23 protein-coding genes are annotated in these 20,036 nt (G+C 50.8%); 5 read left to right on the top strand and 18 right to left on the bottom strand.

Annotation, left to right across the window (positions count from 1 at the left end):
* Positions 1-104: 104 nt before the first annotated feature.
* From ACQG1Y_RS04945 to ACQG1Y_RS04925, 5 genes are all read left to right on the top strand, one after another.
* Entirely contained in the window at positions 105-599 is a 495-nt protein-coding gene (locus ACQG1Y_RS04945; protein WP_023303170.1) for a molybdopterin-dependent oxidoreductase, read from the top strand.
* A gap of 17 nt (positions 600-616) precedes the next feature.
* On the top strand, positions 617-2,554 hold the full coding sequence (locus ACQG1Y_RS04940; protein WP_063135464.1) for a putative bifunctional diguanylate cyclase/phosphodiesterase: 1,938 nt from the start codon (positions 617-619) through the stop codon (positions 2,552-2,554).
* A gap of 259 nt (positions 2,555-2,813) precedes the next feature.
* Positions 2,814-3,071, top strand: a complete 258-nt coding sequence (locus ACQG1Y_RS04935) for a YjhX family toxin (protein ID WP_003863178.1) — start codon at positions 2,814-2,816, stop codon at positions 3,069-3,071.
* A gap of 10 nt (positions 3,072-3,081) precedes the next feature.
* Positions 3,082-3,828 carry a cyclopropane-fatty-acyl-phospholipid synthase family protein gene (locus tag ACQG1Y_RS04930; RefSeq protein ID WP_368740810.1) on the top strand — a complete coding sequence of 249 codons (747 nt, stop codon included), beginning with the start codon at positions 3,082-3,084 and terminating at the stop codon, positions 3,826-3,828.
* Between the two features lie 372 nt (positions 3,829-4,200).
* Positions 4,201-4,560, top strand: a complete 360-nt coding sequence (locus ACQG1Y_RS04925; protein WP_426736687.1) for a hypothetical protein — start codon at positions 4,201-4,203, stop codon at positions 4,558-4,560.
* Here ACQG1Y_RS04925 and ACQG1Y_RS04920 read toward each other — a convergent pair.
* From ACQG1Y_RS04920 to ACQG1Y_RS04835, 18 genes are all read right to left on the bottom strand, one after another.
* A complete protein-coding gene (locus ACQG1Y_RS04920) occupies positions 4,553-5,095 on the bottom strand; it encodes a plasmid pRiA4b ORF-3 family protein (RefSeq protein WP_033146201.1) in 543 nt (180 codons plus the stop codon). The two genes, ACQG1Y_RS04925 and ACQG1Y_RS04920, sit on opposite strands and share 8 nt — an antisense overlap.
* Before the next feature lie 649 nt (positions 5,096-5,744).
* Positions 5,745-6,356, bottom strand: a complete 612-nt coding sequence (locus tag ACQG1Y_RS04915) for a hypothetical protein (RefSeq protein ID WP_426736686.1) — start codon at positions 6,354-6,356, stop codon at positions 5,745-5,747.
* A gap of 656 nt (positions 6,357-7,012) precedes the next feature.
* Positions 7,013-9,946: a tail protein (tape measure) gene (locus ACQG1Y_RS04910; protein WP_411326508.1), complete on the bottom strand. Its 2,934-nt coding sequence runs from the start codon at positions 9,944-9,946 to the stop codon at positions 7,013-7,015.
* Between the two features lie 9 nt (positions 9,947-9,955).
* On the bottom strand, positions 9,956-10,276 hold the full coding sequence (locus tag ACQG1Y_RS04905; protein WP_182410677.1) for a hypothetical protein: 321 nt from the start codon (positions 10,274-10,276) through the stop codon (positions 9,956-9,958).
* On the bottom strand, positions 10,276-10,446 hold the full coding sequence (locus ACQG1Y_RS04900; protein WP_001651020.1) for a hypothetical protein: 171 nt from the start codon (positions 10,444-10,446) through the stop codon (positions 10,276-10,278). Before ACQG1Y_RS04900 ends, ACQG1Y_RS04905 begins: the two co-directional genes overlap by 1 nt.
* Positions 10,447-10,599: 153 nt before the next feature.
* Positions 10,600-11,073, bottom strand: coding sequence for a hypothetical protein (locus ACQG1Y_RS04895; RefSeq protein WP_058678254.1), 474 nt, complete (start codon positions 11,071-11,073; stop codon positions 10,600-10,602).
* Positions 11,074-11,172: 99 nt separating this feature from the next.
* Positions 11,173-11,448 carry an ANR family transcriptional regulator gene (locus tag ACQG1Y_RS04890; protein ID WP_182410678.1) on the bottom strand — a complete coding sequence of 92 codons (276 nt, stop codon included), beginning with the start codon at positions 11,446-11,448 and terminating at the stop codon, positions 11,173-11,175.
* Positions 11,449-11,459: 11 nt separating this feature from the next.
* Positions 11,460-11,894 (bottom strand): single-stranded DNA-binding protein, encoded by a 435-nt coding sequence (locus ACQG1Y_RS04885; protein ID WP_182410679.1) that lies wholly within the window; start codon positions 11,892-11,894, stop codon positions 11,460-11,462.
* A 373-nt stretch (positions 11,895-12,267) separates the two neighbouring features.
* Positions 12,268-15,024, bottom strand: a complete 2,757-nt coding sequence (locus ACQG1Y_RS04880; protein WP_426736685.1) for a DUF927 domain-containing protein — start codon at positions 15,022-15,024, stop codon at positions 12,268-12,270.
* Positions 15,017-15,364: a hypothetical protein gene (locus tag ACQG1Y_RS04875; RefSeq protein WP_182410681.1), complete on the bottom strand. Its 348-nt coding sequence runs from the start codon at positions 15,362-15,364 to the stop codon at positions 15,017-15,019. Before ACQG1Y_RS04875 ends, ACQG1Y_RS04880 begins: the two co-directional genes overlap by 8 nt.
* A gap of 9 nt (positions 15,365-15,373) precedes the next feature.
* On the bottom strand, positions 15,374-16,000 hold the full coding sequence (locus ACQG1Y_RS04870) for a hypothetical protein (protein ID WP_182410682.1): 627 nt from the start codon (positions 15,998-16,000) through the stop codon (positions 15,374-15,376).
* Positions 15,997-16,218, bottom strand: a complete 222-nt coding sequence (locus ACQG1Y_RS04865; protein ID WP_024142246.1) for a hypothetical protein — start codon at positions 16,216-16,218, stop codon at positions 15,997-15,999. The genes ACQG1Y_RS04870 and ACQG1Y_RS04865 overlap by 4 nt, the downstream gene beginning before the upstream one ends.
* Positions 16,215-16,478, bottom strand: a complete 264-nt coding sequence (locus ACQG1Y_RS04860; protein WP_182410683.1) for a nicotinic acetylcholine receptor subunit beta — start codon at positions 16,476-16,478, stop codon at positions 16,215-16,217. Before ACQG1Y_RS04860 ends, ACQG1Y_RS04865 begins: the two co-directional genes overlap by 4 nt.
* The gene (locus tag ACQG1Y_RS04855; RefSeq protein ID WP_411326507.1) at positions 16,475-17,194 is read right to left on the bottom strand and encodes a host cell division inhibitor Icd-like protein; all 720 of its coding nucleotides are present in this window, start codon (positions 17,192-17,194) and stop codon (positions 16,475-16,477) included. Before ACQG1Y_RS04855 ends, ACQG1Y_RS04860 begins: the two co-directional genes overlap by 4 nt.
* Positions 17,187-17,996, bottom strand: coding sequence for an antA/AntB antirepressor family protein (locus tag ACQG1Y_RS04850; RefSeq protein WP_426736684.1), 810 nt, complete (start codon positions 17,994-17,996; stop codon positions 17,187-17,189). Before ACQG1Y_RS04850 ends, ACQG1Y_RS04855 begins: the two co-directional genes overlap by 8 nt.
* A 12-nt stretch (positions 17,997-18,008) precedes the next feature.
* On the bottom strand, positions 18,009-18,455 hold the full coding sequence (locus ACQG1Y_RS04845) for a hypothetical protein (protein ID WP_426736683.1): 447 nt from the start codon (positions 18,453-18,455) through the stop codon (positions 18,009-18,011).
* The gene (locus ACQG1Y_RS04840; RefSeq protein ID WP_411326504.1) at positions 18,455-18,757 is read right to left on the bottom strand and encodes a helix-turn-helix transcriptional regulator; all 303 of its coding nucleotides are present in this window, start codon (positions 18,755-18,757) and stop codon (positions 18,455-18,457) included. The genes ACQG1Y_RS04845 and ACQG1Y_RS04840 overlap by 1 nt, the downstream gene beginning before the upstream one ends.
* Positions 18,758-18,937: 180 nt before the next feature.
* Complete coding sequence (locus ACQG1Y_RS04835) at positions 18,938-20,020, bottom strand: hypothetical protein (protein WP_411326503.1); 1,083 nt, start codon at positions 20,018-20,020, stop codon at positions 18,938-18,940.
* Between the last annotated feature and the right edge of the window lie 16 nt (positions 20,021-20,036).

Here is a 20,036-nt window from a genome sequence, read left to right as displayed (position 1 = left end):
ATGAAGTATCGTTTGCAAAAAGCCATGGCGTTCAACAAAATAGACAAACTTATAGGATAAATAACTTATAATTCTTATACTTCTGTTAAAAAGAGGAGGCCAATATGCGAATAATCCTAATGCTGTGCTGCTTTTTGGTACAAAGTTTAAGCTGGGCTGGCGAACTGCCAAAGCCTGTGGGCAAACCCATCTTAACCATTACCGGTAATATAGAAAATACGAACGAAAATGGAAAAGCCGTTTTTGATATTGCCAGCCTGGAAAAACTGGGGATGGTGAGTTTCCAGACGACCTCTCCCTGGTATAATGGCCGCACGAAGTTTGAGGGTATCCCGATGCGCAAACTCATGGAGTATGTGGGTGCTAAGGGTTCTGTTCTGAATGTGGTTGCACTCAATGATTATACTACCGTCATCCCTCTCAGCGACTTCCAGAAATACAACGCCATCCTGGCGTTAAAGGTCAATGGCGAATATATGCGCATCCGCGATAAAGGTCCGTCATTCATCGTCTACCCTTATGACAGTCTTCCTGAACTCAATAATCAGATTTATTACTCGCGATCGGCCTGGCAGGTCAGCAAAATGAAGATTGAATAGTAGTTCAGGAGAACATAATGAACAGGATACTGGTTGGTATCATTTTTTCTCTTTTTATCACTACGGGATATATAGCCTTTCTTGTCTACGACCGTCAGCAGGAGTTGCAAAAATTGACTCACTACACTGAGTCCTGGTCTGTAGCCCAACTGGTATCTGAATATTACCGATTTGAATCATGGATTGGACTGTACGCAACCGAGACTGATGACGTTACGGTAGACCAGGTTCGCATGCGCCTGGAAATCATGCTGAGCCAGAATGATTTATTGAAAGAGGGCGGCCTGGGTCGTTATATAAACAGCGCGAAAGCGCATCAGGTGCTCGCCTTACGCCTGGAAAATATACTGAACTATCTGGATGGTCACCTTGAGAAAATGAGCCGTTCAGAGTTAAAGCTCTATCTGAAAAATATGCATTTACTGGATGCACCGCTAAGCCAGCTTTCATCAACGGCTTTAACAAAAGATGTTAATACAATCAATGAAACTAACCTAAAAATACAGGTTCTATATTATATTTATTCAGCACTTTCGCTGTTACTGGTTATTTTAAGCTTCATACTGGGCTTTTTGATTATCTATCAAAATAAAAACATTCTCAAAGCACATACACAGGTTAAAACTCTGGCTGAAGAACTTCAGCTGTCCAAAGAAACCCTGCAAATCCAGAATACAAAACTGGAATACGATGTTTATCATGACTCCCTTACCGGCATGAAAAACCGTCTTTTCTTCTGGGATGATCTCAATAAACTTAATCTACAGGCTGAGGAAAAACATATTTCGGTCACGGTGATGTTATTCGATTTAGACCGGTTCAAAGAGGTGAATGATACCTACGGTCATGATGCTGGCGATTTACTGTTACGTGAGGTATCCACGCGCCTTAACGCTTTGAGCCGCTTTTCAGAGACATTTTATCGTTTGGGCGGCGACGAATTTGCGTTTCTCTCCAGTGGCTTAACCGAAGCCGCAGCCGTTTCACGCGCGCGAGAAATCAGTGATAGCATCAGCAAGCCCTATACAATTAATAATCAACTTATAAAAATAGCCACCTGTGTGGGTATTGTTTTATCGGATAACGAACGACGTTCAGATTACCTTTATAAATTTGCCGATCTGGCGCTCTATGAAGCCAAGAAAGAAGGTTCTCAGCAAATCAAAGTCTTCCGCCAGCGAATGCTACAGAAGTTGCAGGAAAGCAGAACCCTTGAAAATGATATGGCAAGAGCAATAGAGAATGATGAGTTTATTGTTTATTACCAGCCTATTGTGAATTCCATCAGCAAGGAAATTTACGGCTATGAAGCGCTTATTCGCTGGATGCACCCCGTCAAGGGGATGCTCTCCCCGGATAGCTTTATTTTCGCCGCTGAAAAAACAGGCATGATCAACGAGATAGGTAAAACTGTACTTAAACTGGCGTGTAGGGAGGCGGTCTCCTGGGCTGTTCCGGCCAGGATCTCCGTCAACGTCTCGCCTGTTCAATTGGGCAGCAAATCATTTATTAATACGGTGCAGTCCGTTCTGGCTGAGACAGGGCTCCCGGCTAACCGTCTTGAGTTAGAGGTCACAGAGTCTTCCCTCTTCAGTGACAGAAATAACCCCATTGCGATCCTCAAAAAACTACGCTCACTGGGCGTAAGAATTTCTATTGATGATTTTGGCACGGGTTATTCGTCGCTCTCCAGACTCAGCGAACTGAATTTTGATAAAATCAAGATCGATAAATCTTTTGTCAATCCGATATCTACGCAGGAAGATGCGCTTAATATTGTGAAGCTGATTACCGGTATGGCTAAAAGCCTTAATATGGGCGTCATTGCCGAGGGCGTTGAGACCGAAGAGCAGCTTGAGCGGCTTCAGGCTCTGGGTTGCGAGCTTGTGCAGGGATATCTTTTCAGCAAACCACAGCCTCAGGTCGACAGCAAAATTAAGAGCGGCCAGGAATGATCCCCTCTCCTCAGCCCGATACCAACCGGGATCACATTTTTCATCCCTGGGTATTCACTGACAATAACCAGGTGTTATCATTCACCCCGTAAATACCTATCAACTCAAACCGAGGCTTTGATGCTGGAGAATGTAATCATCCGATAATCAGCTTCCCGACCTTTCCAGGCCGGACTGATTATCAATGCGCCGAAATCGTATGCGGACACCGCTGTGTGTTTGCACGTTTTGCACATGATGATTAAACAGGTTTTCCAGTATGAATTTATCCCGTCAGGAACAACGTACCTTACACGTTCTCGCCAAAGGTGGCCGTATTGTGCACGTCCGCGATACCTCCGGCCGCGTCACCGCCGTTGAATGCTATAGCCGCGAAGGGCTACTGCTGGCTGACTGCACGCTCGCCGTTTTCAAAAAGCTCAAAACCAAAAAGCTGATCAAATCCGTTAACGGTCAGCCCTACCGCATTAACACCACCGGGCTGAACAACGTTCGCGCTCAGCCTGATAATCGTTAAGGAGAGGATGATGGATATCCCACGTATTTTTACTGTTAGCGAAAGCGAACACCGCATTCATAACCCCTTTACATCAGAGAAGTACGCGACGCTGGGCCGCGTGTTACGCATGAAGCCAGGCACACGCATTCTCGATCTCGGCAGCGGCTCGGGAGAGATGCTTTGTACCTGGGCACGTGATTACGGTATTACCGGTACCGGCATCGACATGAGCCCGCTCTTCACCGCGCAGGCCACGCGGCGCGCAGAGGAACTCGGCGTCAGCGAACGCGTCCATTTCATTCATAACGACGCGGCCGGCTACGTCGCGAATGAAAAATGTGACGTGGCGGCCTGCGTTGGCGCAACCTGGATTGCGGGGGGCGTAGCCGGGACAATGGATCTGCTGGCAAAAAGCCTCAAGCCCGGGGGAATAATGCTCATCGGCGAACCGTACTGGCGTCAGGTACCCGCGACGGCTGAGATAGCTCAGGCCTGCGGCGTCTCGTCGATTGCAGACTTTCTCACTCTGCCCGGTCTGGTTGCGTCTTTCGATCAACAGGGCTATGACCTGGTTGAAATGGTGCTGGCTGACCAGGAAGGCTGGGACAGGTACGAAGCCGCAAAATGGATGACCATGCGGCGCTGGCTGGAGGAAAACCCAGATGATGACTTCGCGCAGGAGGTTCGGGCGGAGCTGACGATAGCGCCTGAACGTCATGTGACGTACACGCGGGAGTACTTTGGCTGGGGGGTGTTTGCGTTAATGGCGCGATAACATGGCGCTGGCGGTATAGCCTTTAGGGTTATGCCGCCGATCAACTTCTTTGAGGTACAAAACGATGACGCGAAAATGTACAGCCATTAGCAACATTTGCTGCCATGGTCTGAAAACGAGATTTACTGGAATGCAGGGTAACTATTTGATTTAGATGGTGCGATAATAGGAACAATACACATAGGCGATAACCTTTGTTTTTGTTGCCTTTTTTATTGTTCATTTTTTATAGATACCCCCAAAAGTACCCCCATATCTTTTTCCGCCCCTGAAATTTGGTTGTTATTCATACAGCACATCAGGCGGTAACGCTCTCCCTTCAACCCGCTTATTGTATGATAGTGCTATCCCACAATAAGGAACCTGCCAGCCATGAGAATGACCAGCCGCAAAAAAGAGATACTCAGCTACTTTGAACCGGATAACCGCGATTGGGTAACAGGTGAGATTGGTGCGCCGCCGTTCGATGTGTCGGGTGTGGCCTACCTTCTTCATGGCATGGTGTCGTTCGATAAGCGCCACCAGCTAGAATCAACCCGGCGCACACTGGAAAGCATGGTTGCTGGTGGACTGCTGGAACGTGTGATTGTGTATGAATCGCGTCAGGTACGGCGCGGCGGTGAAACCAGCGCAACGGTCGCGCGCTACGGTTTACCCGGTCAATGTGCCGTTGTGCGCGATACTGGCGGCGCTGATAACGCAATATCAGGTGAATACATGCGGGTCAGTTAATAGCCTGCAATCTGTCGTTGATGCGGCTCAGGTCGTAAACCCGGCGTTCAATATCCAGCATCAGGAAATTGTGGATCTCGGCCTGCTCAGGATTATCAGACTCTCTGGCCTGTAATAGCAATTCATTGTAACCATGCAAGCCGCCTGAGTTTTCCGCCGGGGTGGTGCCTTTCCCACGCAGGCAGCTAATGGGCTGATTGCTCGTATCGTGTGTTTGCTTCTCCAGCACAATAAGGCAATCCCACCAGTCGCCAAAGTCATACGTGTAAACCAGCTTGTCACCCTCATTCTGGAGCGCTGCCCATAGTGGTGTGATTGCCGCATTACCCATGCTTTCATCCTCACCCCATACGCGATACTCGCTACCGGGATCACCTTTACGCCCTTTCTCGAACATATACAGGTGTTCGTCATTCCAGCCAAAAGCCAACTGGATCACCGCGTGAAGTTCACTAAAGGGGATTTGCTCTGGAACCAGCACACGCCGCCATATTGGTGGTTTGCTGTCTCGGATGGTTATCTTTAGCTGGTACATGCAAATCCTGAATAAATGCGGATCGGAAGGATAACGATACTGACGCACTCACAATTCTGTAAAGGTGAATAAAGGTAATTTGCTTAATACGCATAAGTTACATGTGGAATAATCCCATATCTACCTGCGCGGCGCTGGCTTCTTCCACTGGTAGGCAGGCGCTCGCATCATCTCCCCGAACCGTTTACGCCGGGCAATATCATCAGTGACGCTGCGCTGTATCTCTCTCTGGTCGGCTGCTGTAATGCTGTGGCCTGAATACTCCATTTCTGCGACTGTCAGGGCGGCTATTTGCTGCGGGGTCATTGTGTGGCCTCTCCGTTCTGCTGCGTACCTACTGTGTACCTACTGCCAGCCAGTGAGTAAATCACGTTTACCCTGTCGTGATGTGCGTACCCCATTTTAACCCCGATTTGCATGGTAAGCCCCTGAATTACTGCGCCTCTGTACCAAAAAAAGTTTTCTAACCTGCGGCGATGTGAAGAAAGGCTAGGCGGCGGTCCTTTGGGCCTTTGCCCACAGGGATTTGACCTCCCCCTCCCGATGATAGTTTATTGCTTGATGTGGACGGCTTGCTATATTGGCGGCGAATGCAAATTGTCGCAGAAGTCTATCCCGCTCCTTGACGCCCCGTGCGGGCGTTTTGCTTTTACAAAGTCAGGCCAATGCCTCTGGCTGCTTTCCCCGCCTTACGCTCAATCACGCCCGTGATTCTATCTACTACCGGACTGAATGCCTGCCAGTAAGCCACCTCCATTGCTGACAACTCTGCCCGCTTCCTGTCAAACGTAGCCCAGCGCATCCCCTTTGGTTTAGGGAACATGCGAATGTCATTAAACAGGTTGTTGGTAAGGTCATTGTTGCCCCATATCGCGTATCGCTGCTGGCGTATCTTCATGCGCATCCTGTCCAGTCTGTCGGCGCTCTGGCTTTTATAGTGAAGTTTCCAGCACGCCCGGCAGCCAATGTCTTTCTTGCCGATATACAGCTTTGCAGCCCGTTTCATACAGTGGGGACAAATGTACCATTCCCGCACGCCATACCCGGCCTGTGTGGTCGTGGTTCTGATTACCCGTGTAACGCCGTTGATTGTCATGGCGTAGCTGTCGGCTTGCCGGAAGGTATACAACGTTCCGCTTTCGGTCTGGGTATAAAGCTGCGTACCCGGTTCAGCATCCGCCAGCCTGCTACGCATGTTCGCAAGGAATGGCAACCCTATACGGGGCAGGTCGGTGGTATAGCTGCGCGTTCTGTCTCTCACTACGTGAATTTCCTCGCAAAATGAATACGAAATAATATGAGTATTTTAGTGCAAATCACGCATCACATCTGCGAAATGGCTCCGGTAAACTCCAGCGGTGGTGCGGGTTGAAGCCTGATTCTGAAAAGTAACCACTCTGCTTTTTTTGTTTGTCATGCAAACTGACTGGATAACGTGCGGCAATGGCATATGAGGTGGATCGCTGCGTCGTGATTTCAGTCCACCAGCTCTTTTCTGGTGAGGTACTGAGGGGGATCGGCGCATGGATGGTGCGCACGCTGAATGCGCAGTTTTGCCGCGCACCTGACTGCGCACCATGCACCGTGTTTTGGGATGGGTTAGTTAGCCAATATTGCTTTAGCCCTTTGCTGGAGAGGCATTTCTGTCGATCCCTCACCGCAATCCTTCCAGAACAATCCAAATTTCGTGAGCTTTTCGTCGCCTACCTGACTGCGTACTGCGAACCAGTGGCGCGAACCTGAATATTTTGGACGGCCTAAATCACGATCAGGCGTCTAGCCCGCCGCTGGTGCGGATCTCGATTTATTCGGAGGTCCAATCCGTCAAGAACAGTCTAATATTTTGTAGCCCTTTCATGGGGCAGGAGGCGTAAAGCAATAAAAAGCTGGCGGTAACATCCCTGCCAGCTTTTTTAACTATCTCCTTGGAGGCAATATCCCTTTCGGCCTCTGTTGGTTAAACATCTCATCCAGAGCCGCTTTTCTCCCAACTTTATACATTCGGGATTCAATCTGCCGTAAATTTTCCTCTGTAATGCCATTTGTCGTGTGAATAGTCACATTCATCTGCTGGTGAATGACTGCGCCACCGCCTCCCTGCATATCCTTGTTACTTATCACCCGTCCGTTGTCGCCCGGTATCATGTACTGGCTGCCATTGGCCGCCTGGAATATCTCAGGTTTGCCACGTTCACCGACGCGATACATTGAGCCAGCATCAACCGGCCCACCGTTATAACGCGCACCGGCTACCGCCATGCCTTTGGCTGCCAGTAGCGATCCAGCGTATGCCGTCTGACCTATAGCAGTGGCGCTCCCCATCGTTGCGATAGAAGCGCTCATTGCGGCAGGCGCCCACGCAGAAGCGGCGGCAGTAGCCTGAGCCATTGTAGATGCCAGTGATGCGGCGGCAGCGGCCTGCCCCATTAACTGGCTCTTGACCCACTCAATCCCCATTTGCACCAGGCTACCGACAACGCTGTTGAGGATTGTCGTGCCGATGTTGGCGAAGGATTCTTGCAGGCTTTGGGTGCCGTTGAGCAGCCCGGTAATGGCATTGGTCGCCCCCCCCTGGAGAGAATCGATAGCGTCAGCCATCAGCTGATTGGTCGTGCTCTGGTTGCGGTAAATCTCCCATTGCGCCGCAATGCGAGCCTGCTCATATTCGGTATTGGCCGCGTTCATCAGTTCGAGACCGCGCTGAGTGATCTGGCCCTTCTTCGTCTCAAATTGCTGGATGAGAGCCAATTCTTGCGCATGCTGGTTAGCCAATTGCTGAACCGGGTCTATTTCACCAAGAGCTGATTGCTGAGGCGTTACCGTCTGCTGGGCGCGGATTTTTGCAAGGTTAGTCTGGTGCTGCTGCTCAAGCTGCTCACTCGCCTGGTTATATTGCTGCTGAGAAAGGATGAGCTGTCCGTTTGCGTCCCTCTGGTCTTTGAGGCTATCCAGAGCGTTTCGCTGGGCATTATAACTGGCGCTCTCTTTAAGCTCCGGTATAGCGTTCTGAGCTTTAAGAGCTGCGGCTTTATCCCATGCTGCGGCGGCATCCTTTTCTACCTGGGCAATTTGCTGAGGGGTGGGGTTAGCTAACTTCTGGCGAGCGGCAAGAATTGCCTGTTCTCTGGACAGAGCGCTGGTTGAATCTGCCGATATATCTGCTTTCTGTCGATATTCATTGAGCACTCTTGCATTGCGCTCCGCCTGAGACTCTGCCTTTTTAGCAGCAGATAGAGACGCACTCTGCTCTTTTCGTTCATTTTTTGCCGACTCGGCATTAGCTTTCTGCTGCTGATAGGTTTGCAGCCTCACATTGTAATAATCACGGAATGCTTGGGTGCCGCCTTTAAGCCCCTGTGTTTCGGCGTCACGCCAAGCCTGAGCTTTGAGCTTTTCGTCACCGGTCTGCTTGGTAATGAACAGCTCCTGCCTTGCCAGCTGTAGCGCTCTATCCTGGCTGGATGTCAGAGAGTCTGTCATATCTTTTAGCAACTTCAGCCTATGAGTGGCATCAGCGCTACTGGTAACTATTTTAAGAAGCTTATCCGCATATTCCTGCGCCGTATCAGCCCCTTTAGAAGCACCGCTACCAAACACCTGTAATGTTCTGATTAATGAGTTTAGTTTTTCATCTGATGGATTCTTGCTGATGTCTGATAACTGCTTTGCGAACTCGTATGCCTGCTGATCACTGATATCGAATTTACTGGAAAGGGCCCCTACTGTCGCAATCATAGAATTCATCGCAGTTTGCCCCGTCTGGCCGCTAGCGGCGGCCTGCTTCAGAGCATCGCTGAAATTATTTGTTGTGATGTTGAGAGTTGAGAGGTAGCCATCAAATAGCTTAACGCTGGCATATCCATTACCAAGTGACGAGACTAAAGAATCGCCAAATGTAATAAAGTCGCTTGATGCGCTCTGTACCTCTTTCGATACTTTAGATAAGGCTGACTGAAGCTCTAGCTCGGCTTGTTTCCTCATTAATGTGGCTATAGAGGCGTTAATCTTAGCCAGCTCTGCATACTTATCTGAATATGCAGCTACGCCATTTTGAGAAACTGTTATCACCTTATCCATTGTTTCGACGGCTTCGGATAAAGCATCAGTGGCGCTCTTGCCACCTTTAAGGGATGAAATTAGTACGCCACCAATCACTGAGCTCAATGCTATTACAGCACCTATTACCGCGCCGCCCGGACCAAATGCGCCAGCCAGTTGAGAACCCTGCTGGCTAAACGCTAACAATGCCGACTGTCCGCCCTGCACCTGTACGATGAAGTCATTTACCTGATAACCCGCCTGCTGCATGGTGGATTTCCAGTTTTTAGTTCCCTTTGCTCCCGCTTCCGTGCCGTTTTTCATGTCGTACAGCCGCCCAGTCAGATCGGCTATGGTCTTTTTCTCTTCCTCAGTGGCATTACTCCCGGCCCGTAGTTGTGCAGCCAGAATGGCGGCGCTTCTGGCGCTGCCCTCTTGCTGTTCTTCAAGGATTGCGAGCTGGTTGCCCAGCGATTCGATAATTGACTCTGCCCGGCTAAATTCTGAGCTGGCGCTGCTGACTCCGGATCTGGATTCGAGAATAGCCCGAGTTAGAGAGTTAATATTGGTGTTAAGCTTCCCTACCGCGCCCTCTACTGCGGCGACATTTCGGGACATAGCACCCGCAGCGCCACTGGTATCGTCAATAGCGGAGCTTGTCTGCTTGAGTGTTCCACCAAGGTTGTCAGCAGCTTTGTCCGCTCCGTCGAAGTTTGACTGTAATTGTGAAAGGAATTTATCGACCTGCTTGTTGGCTTTTAGCAGCTGGTCTGTTTCTGCTTTGATGATATAGACAACTGATCCGACTTCCATTGCCCCTCCTTAGTGAACTACACGTTTGTTGCTATTCATCAGGCCATTCCTGAGCATACTTTCTATAACCAATGCGCCATGCGCCGTAATCCGGTATTCGCGCCCGTTAATATCAATTAGCAGCACCAGTAATTTATATGCCGAAGCTTCCTTATCAGCGTCTTCACGAACGGCAGAGATAACATTGTCCACCAGCCCTGATGACAACTTGTGGGGAATTACCCTCCCTGAGACGCCGTTATATTCAACGGTATTTCCGCCGGTTACTCGCTCCAGTTCACGAACATAGGTTTCTGCGATGGTATCTGCCAGCCTGGTTAACTGCTCCATTACGCCTCCTTCGGCATATTCAGGGCGCGATCCATTAGCTGACGCGCGATGACGTGAATTGTTGGGGCGAGACCCAGCGGGGATTTTTTTCGCTCCTGCTCCTGCAGGGCTCGAAGCTGTTCAATCTGGTCACGACTGAGCAATACTGGTTTTACTGATGGTGTAGCCATTTAGCACCTCCTGATATTTATACAGTAATTATACTTGCATAATCAGCAACGGCTAATAACTTCATTGCGAATATTGAAATGATTATTTAATGCTCACGATCGATTTTATTGATGCGTAGACAATAAAAAACCCCGACTGAGCGGGGTTCTTCGTTAATGACAATTTTTTGCCCTCAAATCATATTGATCTCTTTGTAGCTTCATAAGATCAATATTTGCCGGATCTTTATAACGGCTTAGCAGCGGATATTTTGATTGTTTTAGAGTGACAATTTCCTTATCACTGACAGTATAAATAAATCGCGCACCTATACGGCTTACGTCTGTATGTCCAGATACAACGCCACAGATGGCAGCACGGTTATCATGGCGATAAATCTTAACGTCGGAAAATGTAAGGCCCTTGCTGACATTGAAATCATTATCGCAGACAGCTACCGCCGCACTGTTCGAGGTCACTCCGCCGGAGGCCATAACTTTCCAGTTATCACATTCACCCGGCTTATAGTTGCTCGCCAGCTCTTTACTTACAGCTTCTTGCGCACTCTCTATTAATTGTTCGTCAGTCTTCTCACCGCATCCGGTAAGCGTCAGAGCGATGGCGCATATAGCCCAGACACCCTTCATGTCTTTATCCCCTAAAAGTAAATGTGAATAAAGCCTACCAGCGTTTTGCTAAACGGGAAACAGCCCGTACTTACTGGCTTCCCGTTCCATTACCATTGCCTAAACAGCCTTGCCCTTCAGCCTGAATGCTTCGCCGTTCGGTCTGGCAATTCCCATGCGGTGTTGTGTCTCAGTGACTGCTTTATGCAGATCGCCATAATCATCGGTTTTCACTGGCGGGCGCTTCACGTTCGTCAGACACATATCACGCCGCTGCTTTACCCATTCCCGATCATCGTCTTCAGCACAAAGCATCATGACTTCCTGCCAGCGTGTCGCTGCCCTGCGATACAGCCCCTTTGCTTCCAGAGTCTCGGCTTTGCTGTCGTTTACCATGTATATCTCCCTCAGAATGGCGCTTCATTGTCGAATGGTGGGCGCTGGTCGTATTCATCACGGGATGGCTGCTGCGCACGTCTCAGCGCGTCCGTTGCCTGTCCCTGCTGTCCTGCCTTCCCGCCGGGGCGTACCGTTCTGGCGCTGATCACACTGTCGGCTACTACCTGATACCCCTGCTGTGTACCGCCGTCCTGCCCTGTCCACTGGTTGAGTTGCATATTGCCTGCCACGCTCACAAGGTCGCCTTTCTGGTGCTTTGCCAGCGCATCGGCCTGTTTCCCAAAAGCAATAACGCCCAGCCAGAAGGTTGACTCTCCCGCCTCTGCCGCATTACAGGGGAGCGACACCGCCAGCCGCGCCATAGTCATGTTGTTACCGTTCGTTGTGGTGCGGGTCTGGGGATCTGCCACCAGCCGCCCGTATGCTGAAATTTGTGCTGCCATTTTTACCTCACTGGATTATTAGTTTTACTAATGACGATTTCTTAATGTGGGACACCTGCCAATTTTTTTCATAGTAAGCAGAAATAGTGTTGTCTCTGTTGTCTTTGTTGTCTCACGGCTCTACAGGCCGCGCCACTTCTGGGTTTTGCCGAGACAACATTGATGGTTTTGTGTTGTCTCACGCAGGGGCAATGTTGTCTCACTGCCAGCCAGGCAAAAAATCACACTTTCGCAATGTTGTCTCAAAACAGCTAAATGTTGTCTCGCTGTTGTCTCAGAAAATGAAATAAAAACCTTATAAATCAATATTAATTACAAATTGAGACAACAAAGACAACTGAGACAACACCAAAACTACGTATGTGAAAAGAGATCACTCCTCTGGCTGGCTGCTTTCCTCTGCCATGAAGTTGAGCACATAGACGCGGATTTGCCTTCCATCCTCTCGCACACGCCCCTGATAACCTCTCCCGCTGGTCGGCGGAGTGAGCATCCCGACGCGTTTAAGTACCTCGGCAAACTGTTTGGCATTGAATCCCCGTGCGATCTCCTGCTCGAAGGTCGCCGGGAAGGTGTAGAAAATTATCGGGTCGCTGTCGTGGTTCCCCTTTTTTCTGTACCCGGCTAAATCACGAATGGGTAAATCGCGGGGGTCATAACCCAACGGTGCGTAGCGGCTCAGGCCATGCGCATTCAAAAATGCCTCTGTCTGCTCAATAATCTGCTGGTGCTCTTTGTTGCCCGTGCCGAATTCACGCAACCATGCATTGTAGCTGTGTTGAATAGCATCACGGCACGTCTGAGCATCCCACCCGGTGACTACTTCACCCAGCAGTAAGGCAGCCTCCAGAATGGCAAAGCGGGCAGCCACGCGGTGAACCTGCTCACCGTAGTCGGCGGGTATCAGGCTGCGCCAACGCGCCTCGCACTCACGAACAGTATCAATTGCCTGCTGCTGGTGGTCTGCCAGCCATTTAATCCACTCTCTTCCTGCTGCGCCGTGGTGGTGCTGGTAAGCGTCTTTCAGCGCATCGGCGTGCTGTTTACCGTTCTGGTGGTCATGGAAGCGTACCGCCTTACTCAGCGGGATATTAAGCAGGCGCACCAGTTGCCCGGCTTTGGTCTTGCGTCCGGCGGTGGCGATGAAGGTTTCTAAGTCCATTTCCCCGGTACTGATCGCCACGGTGCGCCAGCGCTTTAAGTCCCGGTTTCCGCCTTCCTTCGCTCCCTGCAATTTCCCCACGCCGTTAAACAGTGCATAGGCAGACTGCGACACGCTTACAGGGTCTGCGCCTTGTCCTACTTCATCCAGTGGCATCAGACCGTCATTGTGGGCTGCGGCTTCGTTCGCCAGCCCCAGCGCAGTGCCGTACCACGTCAGGCGTAGTAAGTCCGGGTTGCCGTATAAGCTACTCGCCACGTTTGCCGTGGTGGTTTTACCCGCGCTCGACTGTTCATAGAAGTGAATGCCGAACCCATCAGCGCCCACCAGCCCGATTAGCGGGGCAGCCAGTGCCGCGCCGACCCCGGTCATCATGGCGTAATTACCGTAGGCCAGACGTGCAACGCTGCTTTTCCAGCTTTCCGCACTCCCTGCGGTGGCATGCCCGGCGGCGGCTGAACTTCGCCCGCTGAACAGTACAGGGCTTTCAGGTGTGCCGATTATTTCCCCATCTGGCATGATGTACGCCCCGCACTGCCAGCCCGTAGCATGAGCAACGCGCCACAGTTCACGCGAGCCGCTGCGCTGTAGCCAGTCGGCAAGGATCGCCCGTAAGCTGCTTTTGGTTGTGACATTAACCCCGCCCGCTTTCAGGGTACGCCAGCCTTCGCGCTCCCCGATATCAGCCAGGGGGATAGCCGCTGTTGTCGGTATGCCTGCGCCAAAGGCCAGCCAGCGCAGTATCAGGTACTGATCCCTATCATCCCGCCCGGTTCCGATAACGTCCATTGGTGAGGACAGCCAGCTTTCATTGTTGATAATCTCGCCGCTTTCCTTGTCCACTTTTGGCGATACCCAGAAAACGCCATCTTTTCGGCTTTCTATACGTGGTTTCAGCGGGTCGCTATCCGTTGCCGTAATTTTGCCGCCCTCAATCGCTTTCAGTTGCACGCTCACGCCTTCCCCCTGCGGCTGGTACATAGAATCGGTAAATGCCGCTGTAGCGGCTTCCAGCCCGTTTTGCTGGTGGTAGTCGTTCCAGTCGGCTTTATAGTCAGTCGGTGGAAGTGATACCCAGCCAGCCACGGATAAAGCGGCTTTCTCTGCCGCTGTCTTCCCGGTGTTCGGCTGGTCGTCGTGATGGTCGTTATCTGCGGCGATGATGATCTGCGCGTCCGGGTGCTTCCGGCGCATCACCTCCGCCACGGGCAGCAGGTTGCCCGCGTCGATTGCTGCCACTGTCAGCGCGTCAGGACGAATTAAGTGACACGTTAGGGCGGTAGCCAGCCCCTCAGCAATTAACACGCTCTGAGGCGCTTCTGGCTCATGTACGGCGTGATATGCCCCGCGCTTTGCCGAACCTGTCAGAAGTCGCTTTTCCCCCTGTGGGTTAATAGTCTGCGCGGCGGTGACTGCGCCGGACTCGTCCACCAGCGCCAGTAATAGCGAACCATCGGGCAGAATGGGGTAATTAAACCCGGTCAGCCCTTTTGATTTCAGGTATTCAGATTCACCATGCGTGACGCTCTGGCGCATTTCACCATACAGACGGGCAAACGTAGCCCGGCGGTGCTCTGCGTCCTCTGCCGCCCGCTGCTGGCGTTCCTGCTCACGCTGCTGGCGGTCAGCTTCCATCTGCTCCCTTCTCTGGCTGGCTGCTTTCTGGTCTGTTTCTGCTGCCCGGTAATCAATACCCAGCACATCAGCGGCGAGCTGCGCCGCCTCCGTGGTGTCGCAGTTGTTCACTTTCTTAATCAGGTCTAAGCCGTCGCCCGCGCCACACTGGTTGCAGATAAAACTACCGCGCCCGTTATCATCGAACCGGAAGCGATCCGCGCCGCCACACGCCGGGCATGGGGCGTGTTTCCGTGGTGAATCGGGAACGTCGATATTCAGGCCGGCCAGCACATGAGGCCAGTTGTTCGCGGCGGCGCTGGTGACTTCGCGGATAAGGTCGATATTACGCATTCTTACCCCCTGCGACGGTCGCGCCCATATCGGCGGTCATGTTGCTCCACGCCTCTAATCCCGCATCAGTCAGCCCGCCAGCATTAACGCATCGTGACAGGTACGCTATCCCGATACTTTCCCACTGAGCCGCCGGATAATGCTCTTTGATTGCTTCCAGCGCGTAGCCATCCACAAGGTCGCGCACTCCCTTTACGCCGCCCAGAATGTTCACGCGTACTGACTCTCCGCCAGCATCAATCATGAAATAGTCGCCGCCGCTGGTGGCGGTGATGTGGTTATACAATGCCGCCGCGTACTGGTTAGCCAGCGCATTCAGTCGGAAGTTTTTGGTAATCATCTCGCCCCCTCAGTGCGCCGCTGGCATTTCAGGCCAGCCGTTTTCATCCAGATCAGCAATGAAGTGATCGTGTAGCTCTGCCAGCGTTTCACGTCCGAACGGGGTCAGCTCACCGCGCTCCGCATCCAGCATGGCGCGGTAGAACACAATGGCGTTCTCTGTTCCCTGCTCAATGCCGTAGCGCTCAATCATGGCTCCCTCGATGTTGTTCGCCATCGCCAGCCGTTCAGCAAACGGGTATACCACCATGCCCGCATTACCATTGGAGTAAATCGCCACCTGCGATGATGTACCGTCAGGTTCAGTAACCATGGTGGTGCCGTTATTACGCTTCATCTCAGAAACGAATGTCGCAGCAATCAGCCAGCGCCACATCGTGACTTCGTGCTGCGCTGTAAAGGCGAACCAGCCACGCTCCCCGCCGTCAGCCACTGCCAGATGCAGGGTAAATCCTTCATCAGGGATGTCGTCATACCTGCCGCTATCGAGATGAGTTACCGCGTCTGAATAGGGAACAAGGCAAACATGCTCATACATCCCGGCATCATTGCGGGTCATGATATTGACGCCGAGCGGTGTGGCTTCGGCGTGGAATAAGCCGGGATTTCCCGGTTTAATGGTCAGTACGTTGCTCATGCTTTGCCCTCCCGATATTCACGCATTACATGGTCAGCCAGCTTGCTTTCAGCCTCGCTCATTGCTTCGGGTACACCGTGTAACAGCGTCAGAATGGAACCAATCAGGCGCGGTAAATCGGGATCTGTTTTATTGGTGGTGCTCTCCAGCCAAATGGATAAAACAGCCTGTGCCTGTTCAATCTGGCAGGCAGCATCAATCAGTTGTAACTGGCTCATGCGCTGGCCTCCGCATCAATTCTGGCTATATCGACAATCGTCAGGACTTTACTCAACCAGCAATACACGATAGCGGCCTGTTCATCGTCGAGTTGAGTGGCTAAATCGGTCATAACGTGAGCCAGCCCATTGCGGGCGCGGGTCATACGTTCTGCTGTTCGGTCTGCCAGCGTAAAATCATCCGGGTAAGCCTGCTCGCGGGATAACATCGCTTCGGCTTCAAGCTCGGACGGATGGCGGTATAAAGCGTTAATGTTCATGCTGCCACCTCCAGACGGATACGGCCTGCAAAGAAACAGATGTGATCCCGCACCAGAGTGCGACGGGCTTCGCGCTCAGTTTCAGCAGCAATGTGATAGATTTTGGCGGTAATTGTCGGCATGTCGCGGCGAACGGCTGCGATTAACCAAATGAATTGCGGATTTTGGGTAGGGGTAGTAGCCAGCATAGCGGCAGCCTCCATTCGATTTGGGATAACCCCACCACCGAAGACGCCAATCTTGCTGGTGGTGAGCTGTGCAGGGTTGGCGTAACCGGCTCGAATGGTCACCGGCGCTTCCGAAGAAGCCCCCACGCAGCCCACCATAATTTTGTGAGCGGCACGGATTATACCCGCAACGCTGAAAAAGAGGTGTACTGAGTTAACGACATAAAAAAAGACGCTAGGCGCGTCGTATGTCGCCATTCGAATTACCAGGACGCCAATCCCGGCACCAGATTTTGCTGGTGCGCTATAACCATAAACCGGGTTGGTGATAGTCGGCAAGCCCTTTTTTATGGACTCGCAAAACTCACCTTCGCGCGTGCGCGTACTGGTCTCGAAACTCTCCTCGTCACCACGACGAGAAAATGAGGAGCTGGCATTAGCTGGCACTGTTATGCCAGCTTTACCCTCATGCGCGTGCGTGATCCCGCGCAAGGCATACATCAGGCCAGCCAGAGGAAAGGCTTTATTCTGGGCGGCGGCGTTACGCATGATTAGCCCCCAGATGTTTCGCTAACCAGCGCTGAGAAAGGCGGATTAGCTCGGCTTTACGCTGGTCATATCCCATACCCATATCAATCAGCGTAATGTTGGTACTCTCCAGGTAGGTGAGGTGTTCCAGTTGCTCGGCGTTCATGCTGTCGCGTGGTTCGCCAGTAATGCTATTCGCCTGCGCCCACTGCTTCGCCGTCATGCCACCCAAAACAATGCGGGCGATCATGTTGCTCTCGTTGCTGTAGTGGCGAGCCTGCGTCTGTTTACCCTGTTCTGCGCGGGCGCTTTCCAGTGCTACGCACATCGGTTTAAACAGGTTGGCGGCACCGATACGGGCTTTGAGCTGGCGGCGATACTGAGCGGCAATCTCTGGCACGCTGAGCTGTAGGGCTTCTTCACACTGAATAAAGTAACGGCGAACGGCGCGACCTTGTTCGTTTCGCTCAACCATTGCCACTTCTTTAGCCATATCCAGCGAAAGCAGATAATCGTGCTCGATTTGTTGGCGAGATTTTGCGCTCGCCCGTTTTGGTGAGCTCAAATTTTCAACACGCACATAGTCAGAGCCTTCTACAAAACCGTACTGGCTAATCCGGCCTTTAATCCAGTTGGTAAAGTCACGGCCCACACCCAGTACTTTGTGTAATGCTTTTGCGCTCGCAATATTGGTTTCACGCCCGCCAATCTGGCCGGGAATAACCGGGACAATGGCAGCGAAATCATTGCCAGTAATTACGCTGTGGTTGGCATTGGGTTGAGGGGCGGCCTCCGAAGTGAATCGGCTTTTTTCAATATTCATTTTCAGGCTCCGTTATTCGGCGGTGAGTGCGTCCGGATACAGTTTCAGAATGTCGTCTACGTCCAGTTGATTAAGCGACGGGTGCCCATTAACGACAGCGCTTGAATTTACGAGGTCGATAACCTTCTGCACGTCAGCGCGCTTATTAAAGCGGTAGCGGTAATGACTTCCAATGCCATCCGGGTTAGCTTCGTCGATACGCTCGAAATGAATATCGAGGCGTCGTTCAAGGTCAGAAATATAATTGCGACCAGAGGAAAGGCGGCAGTGGCGCAGGATTTCATTTTCTGTGATGCCAGCAGCCCCGGAGCGAAGGATAAGCAGACGGGCTTTATGCTTCTTTGGCACTGGATTTGCGCATTTGGGTTGGCTATCATGACTACCAGCAATATTGAATTGCGCATCCCCTTTAGATGGCTCGGAATGACGCTCGGTAGCACGGGCGTTTTTTGTTTGCATCAGGTCACCCCCACTGCACGACTTTGATTTTTGTTACGCCTTGCCTCCACTCTCTCTAATGCTTCACGCTGTCTTTTTTTAAACTCCTCAGCTGAATTAAAAATCTGAGCGTCTTTCCAAGCATAGTAATCCCTTGCCAGCCAGCGACTTAAACGACCAAGCTTAATGGGCCTAGGGAACCGTCCCTCAGACATCAGCCGGTAGAACCACTTATCACCCATGCCAGAGTCGGAGGTAATAAACTTCATATCTATCAGTTGATCGTCATTAACCCGACCTTGATTAACGTTTATCGTTTCCATCTTTCGTTCACCTTCTTTGTTATTCGTAAGGTGGACTATATGGGATCGGTTATTTTTCAGTAATGACAATACTTGTGGGATGTTGGTAGATTGTCGCCATGTCAAAAGCGATTCTGTAATACCACGCATTTGACATGACGATCTTTGTGATTTGCAAGCTAGGTTAAAGACATGACAAAGTCAGGTTGGGTTATACCTATTTTTTGTCACCCCTAGGTGTTTTGCATACTCATGAAATCTGCTGGAAACTTCCCGATTTAAGGTGTAATCCCTCATGGCATTTCTCTTGGCTTTATTTTTCTCCAGCCTTTCCTTAAAGAACTCTTCGCGCTCAGCCTTGGTTTTTTTTTCAATCTCACGGCGCTTTTTAACAGAACTCCACAGCCGTGCGAGCGTCCTATGCTCGACAATATTTTCGATAAATTCAGCCCCCATAAAAACGTTTGTAGCACTTAATACATTCTTCACCTCACATGACTGAAGAAGCATCATTAACCAAGATGCCAACACCCTTTCATGGAGAGTATCATCTTGCCTTTTTGTGATAATAAGTGACTCTGTCTTTTTTATGAGATATTCAATTTCATAAAGATTGAAGACTCCATCCCCCATGTAGTCATCTCGCTCTCGACGACGTGGCTTATGTAAACTATCAAAGATGGGGTCTTGCGCCATTTTGCAGACTTCAGTCAACTTGTTTTTATACTCATTCAAAAAGCGCAGATCATCCAGAATGACTGCGTTGCCTTTTTTTGTTTGATACCGTAAGACTAGAATAAGCAGCCGTGAGTAAAATGACTGCCCAATCATGGGATAATAGGCATATGTCATTTTCTGAGCATGCTTAAACCAGTAAAGATAACTCTCTACAGGGGGGCCGAAGACATCATGTATATGTTCTTTGTCGCAATGTCTAAACTCACGCAGCTTACACCTTATGATGCTATCGAGGGCGGCATCGTATACACAATCTAATGGAGATCGATTGAACTTAACAAGCTCCATAAATTTCTTAACATTCCTGTCATCTCTTATCACCTTATTGTACAAGGCTAAATTAACTGGCGCGTTAATTGGCTCATAGTGATTTATCTCGCTTGTCACGAACTTTTGGCACGACTGAGCAACTTCTACCGCCTGATCCAAAGTACAAATCTTAGCGGTGTCGATTTCCTCGATAGCCCAAAAAGTTATGGACTCAATCAATCTAATAATTTTTAAGCAATTTTTAAGGGATTGCCCTTCTTCATAATGAATAGTCATTTAAAGCCCCGTAACC

The organism is Enterobacter cloacae complex sp. 397G4, from assembly GCF_050031515.1.
GTDB classification, from domain to species: Bacteria; Pseudomonadota; Gammaproteobacteria; order Enterobacterales; family Enterobacteriaceae; genus Enterobacter; species Enterobacter hormaechei_C.
Note: the sequence above shows the minus strand (reverse complement) of the source record. Positions and strands in the feature narration are given on the sequence as shown.